The sequence below is a fragment of the Candidatus Atribacteria bacterium genome (genome assembly GCA_011056645.1).
GTDB lineage: Bacteria > Atribacterota > Phoenicimicrobiia > Phoenicimicrobiales > Phoenicimicrobiaceae > Sediminicultor > Sediminicultor quartus.
In genome coordinates this window covers 1-8,145 of record DSEL01000037.1, presented here as the reverse complement: position 1 = coordinate 8,145, position 8,145 = coordinate 1, and the positions used below count along the sequence as shown (strand labels likewise).

5 protein-coding genes are annotated in these 8,145 nt (G+C 34.8%); all 5 read right to left on the bottom strand.

What is annotated here, in order from left to right; all coding sequences use genetic code 11:
- Positions 1 to 102 precede the first annotated feature (102 nt).
- Positions 103 to 2,937 carry an excinuclease ABC subunit UvrA gene (gene uvrA, locus ENO17_01535; GenBank protein ID HER23732.1) on the bottom strand — a complete coding sequence of 945 codons (2,835 nt, stop codon included), beginning with the start codon at positions 2,935 to 2,937 and terminating at the stop codon, positions 103 to 105.
- 291 nt (positions 2,938 to 3,228) lie between these two features.
- Positions 3,229 to 5,223 (bottom strand): excinuclease ABC subunit UvrB, encoded by a 1,995-nt coding sequence (gene uvrB / locus ENO17_01530; GenBank protein ID HER23731.1) that lies wholly within the window; start codon positions 5,221 to 5,223, stop codon positions 3,229 to 3,231.
- A 137-nt stretch (positions 5,224 to 5,360) separates the two neighbouring features.
- On the bottom strand, positions 5,361 to 7,073 hold the full coding sequence (gene ade, locus ENO17_01525; protein ID HER23730.1) for an adenine deaminase: 1,713 nt from the start codon (positions 7,071 to 7,073) through the stop codon (positions 5,361 to 5,363).
- A gap of 36 nt (positions 7,074 to 7,109) precedes the next feature.
- Positions 7,110 to 7,721 carry a dephospho-CoA kinase gene (locus tag ENO17_01520; protein ID HER23729.1) on the bottom strand — a complete coding sequence of 204 codons (612 nt, stop codon included), beginning with the start codon at positions 7,719 to 7,721 and terminating at the stop codon, positions 7,110 to 7,112.
- 159 nt (positions 7,722 to 7,880) lie between these two features.
- A partial coding sequence (locus tag ENO17_01515) for an IS110 family transposase (protein ID HER23728.1) occupies positions 7,881 to 8,145 on the bottom strand: 265 nt, incomplete at its 5' end.

The window sequence follows — 8,145 nt, the reverse complement described above, 5'->3', positions numbered from 1 at the left end:
GATTAAATTAGTCGTTAGTCGTTAGTATTAAATTCAAGATACAATATAATATAATTAACCGATTGGCTAATTGATAATTAATCCAGAAGTAAAATTTTTTATTCACGCTAACGACTCATTTAATACTTTTTTCAAAAACGCTCCGGTAAATGAATTCTTATTGCAGGCTATTTCCTCCGGGGTTCCCTCGGCGATCACTCTTCCACCCTCTTCTCCCCCACCCGGACCAAGATCAATAATATGATCTGATGATTTAATTACATCCAGGTTATGCTCAATTACCATGACGGTATTTCCTGCTTCTACTAACCTATTTAAAACATCGAGTAATTTTTTCACATCATCAAAATGCAAACCAGTAGTAGGCTCATCTAAAAGATAGGCGGTTCTTCCTGTACTTTTAGTGCTTAATTCTTTCGCCAATTTTACTCTTTGCGCTTCACCACCGGAAAGAGTGGTAGCAGATTGTCCTAATTTTATATAGCCTAATCCTACATCATATAAGGTTTGTAATTTTCTCTTTATGGCAGGAATGGCTGCAAAAAATCCCAAGGCTTCTTCAACAGTCATGTCCAAAACTTGCGCTATATTTTTATTTTTATATTTTACTTCCAGAGTTTCGCGATTGAATCGTTGACCTTTACAGATTTCACAGGGTATATAAACATCAGGTAAAAAATACATTTCAATCTTTACTATCCCCCCACCCTGACAGGCTTCACATCTCCCGCCTTTTACATTAAAGCTGAATCTCCCTTGATTATAACCTCTAATTTTTGCTTCTTTAGTCCGGGAAAATATTTCTCTAATCGGAGTAAAGGCTCCAGTATAAGTAGCAGGGTTAGAGCGAGAAGTTCTTCCTATGGGTGATTGATCGATAATGATCACTTTATCAATATTTTCTATTCCTTCAATCTTGTCATAATCACCAGGATGAACTCTGCTCTGATATATTTTTTTGATTAATATTTTATATAAGGTCTCCTCAACTAAAGTACTTTTACCGGAACCGGATACTCCGGTGATACAGGTTAGTGTACCCAAAGGGATAGACACATCAATGTTCTTTAAATTATATTGGCGGGCTCCGTAAATAGTCAAATATTTTCCATTGCCTGCTCTTCTTTTAGAAGGAATATTAATTTTATTAAAGCGGCTTAGATATTTCCCGGTAATGGATTTATTATTTTCTATTATTTCCTGGCAATTGCCCTGTGCAACCAAATACCCTCCATGTACGCCTGCTCCAGGCCCAAGATCCACAATATGATCGGCAATTCTCATCGTAGCCTCATCATGTTCAATGACTATCACTGTATTCCCTAAATCCCTCAGTTTGATAAGGGTCTTTAAAAGTTTAGAATTATCCTTTTGATGTAAACCAATACTCGGTTCATCTAAAATATAAAGTACTCCGGTTAAGCTCGAACCAATCTGGGTTGCCAGACGAATTCTCTGATTTTCACCTCCTGCTAAGGTAGAAGAAGAACGAGATAAGGTCAAATATTCCAAACCGACATTAATTAAAAAACTTAATCTATTTTTTATCTCTTTTAAAATTGGGACAGCAATAATCTGATTTCTTTCACTTAATTTTAATTTGTCAAAAAAATTATAATTCCATTTGATAGATTTGTCGGCGATATCTGCTATCGATAATTCTTCTATGGTAACATTTAAACTTTCCGGACGAAGTCTTTTACCTTCACAAGAAGGACAGGGTCCGATATTCATGAACTTTTCTATCTCCTGGCGAATGATTTCTGATTTCGTCTCTCGATGTCTTCTTTTCAAATTATTGATTACCCCTTCAAAAGAATTTTCATGAGTCCAATAAGTAGATCTTTCATCATTCTGATATTTAAAGGGTATCTTTGTGTTTCCCGATCCGTATAATAGAACTTCCTGAAATTCAGGTTTTAATTTTGCAAAAGACGTATTAAGGTTAAAACCATAAAAATCAGCTAAACCTTCTAATAGGTGATATAAATATTTCCCTCTTACCTCTCCCCAGGGAACCAGGGCACCTTGAAGTATGGATTTTTTTCCATCGGGCACTATCAATTCTGGATCAAACTCCATTTTAAAACCTAACCCACTGCAAACCGGACAGGCTCCATAAGGGTTATTGAACGAAAAGATTCGGGGAGCAATTTCTGGTAAATTAATTCCGCAGTTAGGGCAAGAAAAATGCTCACTAAAGATCTTTTCTTTTCCACCTTCAACAGTAATTATTACTACCCCCTCGCTTAAACTTAAAGCGGTTTCTATGGAACCTGCGAGACGAGCCTGTATTTCAGGGTTTATTACTAAACGGTCTACTATGACTTCAATATTGTGATTTTTGTACCTATCGATTTTTATCTCTTCCTCTATTTCAAAAGTGCTTCCATCTACTCTTACTCTAACGTATCCCTTTTTTTGAACATCTTCTAATATTTGTTTATGTTCACCTTTTTTAAAACGAATTATCGGCGCTAAAACTTGTATTTTTGTTCCCGAAGATAAATTTAATATCTGATCAACCATTTGTTCCACTGTCTGCTTGCTTACCTGCCTGCCGCACTGGGGACAATGAGGAATTCCAATGCGGGCAAAAAGCAAGCGTAAATAGTCATAAATTTCGGTAACGGTACCCACAGTTGAACGAGGATTTTTACTTGCTTTTCTCTGATCAATGGAAATTGCTGGCGATAATCCCTCAATATAATCCAGGTCGGGCTTTTTCATTCTCTCCATAAATTGTCGGGCATAAGAAGATAAAGATTCAATATATCTCCTTTGGCCTTCCGCATAGATGGTATCAAAAGCCAGAGAAGACTTACCGGAACCACTCAAACCGGTAATGACAATTAGTTTGTTTCGCGGTATTTCCAAGTCAATATTTTTTAGATTATGTTCTCGTGCACCTTTAATTATTATCTTAGTCTGAACCACTTAGTATTTCTCCTTTGAAATAGTATCAAGCATCAAATATATAGTAAAGAAGGGATCGGATTTATCCGATCCGAAACGGGTTCGATGAATCGAACCCCTACATTTGCACAGACAGGCGGTACGCCTGTCTTACGTTTATTATAATGTTTCGCGCTTTTATCTACTTTTAGATTTTATCTTTTTATAGACAGACACAAGATCTACCCTTATTTGTAGCTTGCAACTTGTACCTTATAACTTAATATTTTTCCTTCTTTGCTATTCACTATTTACTAACGACTATTCGCTATTTTATTTTCCGAATAAAGTTTTCTCTTTTTTTAATCTGTTGATCTCATCCCTTAACAAAGCAGCTCTTTCAAAGTCTAAATTTTTTGCTGCCTGTTTCATCTCTTTCTCCAAAGATTTTATTAATAACCATAAATTGTTCTTATTTAGATACTTCTCATGTTCTTCATTTATCGAAGGATAATGTTCGAAACTATTTATGCTGCTAATAACGGCAAATTTTTCCACCGTCTTGGTTATTGTTTTGGGTGTTATTCGATGTTTACGATTATATTCTAATTGTATTTCTCTCCTCCGACTGGTTTCTTTTACTGCCCTTCTTATCGATCCGGTAATATTTTCGCAATATAATATAACGGTACCGTTTATATTCCTTGCCGCTCTCCCCATAGTCTGAATCAAAGAGGTTTCTGATCTTAAAAAACCTTCTTTATCTGCATCTAAAATAGCTACTAAAGATACTTCAGGGAGATCTAATCCTTCTCTTAAAAGATTGACTCCTACTAACACATTAAATTTTCCTAATCTTAGATCCTTTAAAATATCGATCCTTTCCAAAGTTTTAATCTCGGAATGAAGATATTTTGCTTTAATATTAATTTCTTCCAGATACTCAGCCACATCTTCCGCCATTCTTTTAGTTAAAGTGGTCACCAGTACTCTTTCTTTTTTCTCAGTTCTTTTTTTTATTTCTTCTATTAGATTATCAATCTGATTTTTAGCCGGCCTTAAAACTACCTCCGGATCAATTAATCCGGTGGGTCTGATAATCTGTTCAACTGTTTGTTTACTTTTTTCTAATTCATACTTGGCTGGAGTTGCTGAAACGAAGATCACCTTATCCATATATTTTTCAATTTCCTTGAAATATAGCGGCCTGTTATCATGGGCAGAAGGTAAACGAAAGCCATACTCTACCAAACTATCTTTTCGGGATTTATCACCGGCGAACATACCTCTTAATTGGGGAATCGTTACATGGGATTCGTCAATAAATATCATAAAATCAGCTGGGAAATAATCTAACAAAGTGTAGGGAGGTTCTCCTGATTTTCTTCCGCTAATATGACGGGAATAGTTTTCAATTCCACTACAGTATCCTACTTCTTTAAGCATTTCTAAATCATATCTTGTTCTTTGTTCTAATCTTTGTGCCTCCAACAATTTTCCCTCTTTTTTAAAATACTCTAATCTTTCCCTTAATTCTTCTTCGATGGAAAAAAACGCTTTTTCCAATTTATCTTTGGTAGTAACAAAATGTTTCGCAGGATAAACGATCAATTCATCTTTCCTCTTTTTAACTTTTCCGGTCAGAGGATCTATCTCCATAATTGCATCTATTCTGTCACCCCATAACTCTATGCGAAATGCATATTCCAGATAGGAAGGAAATATTTCAATTACGTCTCCTCTGACTCTAAAACATCCACGATGAAAATCAATATCATTTCTTTCGTAGTGAATATTTATCAATCTTTCAGAAATATTATATCTTGGAAAAATATCATCTTTACTCACTTTTAGTACCAATTCTTGATAATCTGCGGGAGAACCTAATCCATATATACAAGATACGCTGGCAACAATAATTACATCCCTTCTTTCCAATAGTGAGCTGGTAGCAGAAAGTCTTAAACGATCAATTTCCTCGTTAATGGAGGAGTCTTTCTCTATGTAAGTATCTGTTCTGGCAATATATGCTTCAGGCTGGTAATAATCATAATAGCTTACAAAATACTCAACAGCGTTATGGGGAAAAAAATTTCTAAACTCGCTGCATAATTGAGCAGCCAGGGTTTTATTATGGGAAATAACCAGTGTGGGCAATTGAATTTTTTGAATTACATTTGCCATAGTAAAAGTCTTCCCTGAACCAGTTACTCCTAATAAAGTTTGATATTTGCTACCACGAACTATGCCCTCTACTAATTTTTTAATAGCCTGGGGTTGGTCACCTTGAGGAGGATAATCAGATACCAATTTAAACTCTTGAGTCATTTACTACACCTTTAATAAAAATACTATTAACCTTGAAAACTCACTTTTATCCTTATAATTATACACTTAAAGTTATATACTAATGAATGTTTATATAATACTAATTTAATCGGTCAATTGAACAATTAGGGAATCGGCTAATCTACAAACAAATCTACCATTTTTGAACGATTCACATCTACCAAGCCTTTATTGGTTATTTTAAGGTGAGGAGCTACTTCTAAGGATAAAAATGCAATGCTCATAAAAGGATTATCTACGGTAATCCCTATTTTTTTGGCAGTTTTATAGAGGGAGTCTAATTTTTCTTTCACCTCTAACAAAGGTCTATCTGACATCAAACCAGCAATAGGTAAAGGAAGAGAATCTATTACTTTTTCATTTACGGATATTGCTAGCCCACCCCCCATCTTTGCAATAGCTGCTCCGACATTTAGTATATCTTCATCATTGGTACCCACAATAATAATATTATGCGAGTCATGAGCGACAGATGAACCAATGGCACCTTTTTTTAACCCAACTCCTTTGATTAAACCTCTACTCACTTTTTGCGAAGCGTGATGTCTCTCTATTACCGCAATCTTTAATATATCGCGCTTGGTATCGGAAACCACAAAACCATTATCGACTTTAGGAACTTCTATTATTTCTTCCGTAATAATTTGACCGGGAGTAATTTTTATAACTCTACATTTACTGCCTTTTACGGGAATTTTAAAATCTTCGGGATAAAGCCACTTAATATTAATTGATCCTCTAATAGGTACCTCTAATGGTTTAGGTTTTAGTTCTAATAACTCTCCGTTTTCAGCAACCAAATTTCCATTATTAAATACTTTAAGGATATTAAAATCTTTAAAATTATCAAAAACCACTAAATTAGCCAGATAACCAGGAGCAATTGCTCCTAAATTTCTTAGTCTGAAATATTCTGTAGTATTTATAGTAGCCATCCTTATAGCAGTAACAGGGTCTATACCTTTATGGATAGCAGTTTTTATAATATAGTTAATATGTCCCTTTTCGATGAGATCTTTGGGATGACGATCATCGCAACAAAAGAAACATCTTCGGGAATTATCAGGTTGTACTAACGGTAAAAGATCAATTAAATTACGGGTAACTGAACCTTCTCTCAACATAATATACATACCCAATCTCAATTTTTCTTTTGCCTCTTCTACTGTCGTGCACTCATGATCAGATCTTATTTGCGCGGAGACATAGGCGCAAAGATCTTTACCGGATAAATTTGGAGCATGTCCATCGATGCATTTTTTGGAGAACACTGCTATTTTGTCCAATACGTCGGGGTTCTGGTTTAATACTCCCGGAAAATTCATCATTTCTCCCAACCCTAAAACTCTTTTTTCTTCTAACAAAGGGAATAAATCATTTACGCTAAGGTTTGCTCCGGAAGTCCCCAAAGACGAAGCTGGAACACAAGAAGGAAGCATCATAAAAATATTTAAAGGATTATGCTTGCTGGATTCTAACATATACCTGATACCTTCTAAACCCAATACATTGGCAATTTCGTGAGGATCAATAACCACTGAAGTTGTTCCTTTTGGTACTACAGTTTTGGCAAACTCTGAAATTTTAACCATAGAACTTTCTAAGTGAATGTGACCATCTATAAATCCGGGAGAAAGAAAACAGTCAGAAATATCTACCTGTTTTTTTGCCTCATATCCTTCTCCTAATCCTACTATTGTATCTTTATAAATAGCTACATCGGAAGGGTATATTTCTCCGGAAAAAACATTAACTATCTTTCCATTTTTTAATAATAGGTCTGCCTTTTCCTTTCCTCTAGCAACTTTAATAATTTCAGCAAGGTTCATAATTATCACCCCTTTCTTTTAGCGTATTACACAATTTCATATCTTGTATTTAGATACTAGATTTTCCCAGATCTTTTCTACTTGTTCCTTGGTCTCATCAATTGTTCCGTTATTACCGATCACATAGTCAGCCATTTTAATTTTTTCTTTGATAGGCATTTGCGATTTTATTCTTTGTAAGGCTTCATTCCGGGATAAATTATTTCTTTTGTTTAATCTCTTTATTTGCTGTTCTTCTTCTATATATACTACTATTATCTTGTCCATTAGTTTATTTATCTTGGTTTCATAGATTAAAGCAGCGTCTATCATTATTATTTTTTCCTGGTCCTGGGCTTTATCTCTAATCAAATTTATCTTTTTTTTTATCAGCTTTTTTATTTCAGGATGAGTAATTTTATTTAATTTTTTTAATAGATCTATATCTGCAAAAACTATTTTACCTAACTTTTCTCTATTAATAATCAGATCGTCTCTTAAAATATCTTTTCCGAATAATTTAATAATTTTCGTCCAGGCTGGTTTATGTGGCAAAATTACTTGATGACCAAGTTTATCCACATCAATAATTTCAGCGCCCAAATCTTTAAACATGGATGCTACCGTACTTTTACCGCTTACAATTCCGCCAGTAAGACCAACAATCAATTTAATAACTCCTCCTATGCCCCAATTGACCAATTCACCAATTTACCAATGCATCAATTTACCAATGCACCAATTGAGCAATAAAATTAGATACTGTGTTAAAAGTCAACTCACAAACTCTCCTAAAAGACACGATATTTGATTTTTAGTATTTTAGTTTTAAATCGCTACATACTCCGTCTTATTATGGTAGATGGCGTGAGCAACCAAGAGTAGTTTTCTCATGGCAGCAATGACCGCTACTTTTTTCGGTTTATGATGGGCGATTAATCTTTGATAGAAGATAGCTATCTTCTGATTGTTTTTAATAGCGCTAAGGGCCGGCATATAGAGCATCTTTCGGATGTGCCGATTGCCATTTTTACTGATCTTGGCTTTACCTTTTACCGAGGTGCCCGATTCTCTTTTGGTAGGATCTAGTCCT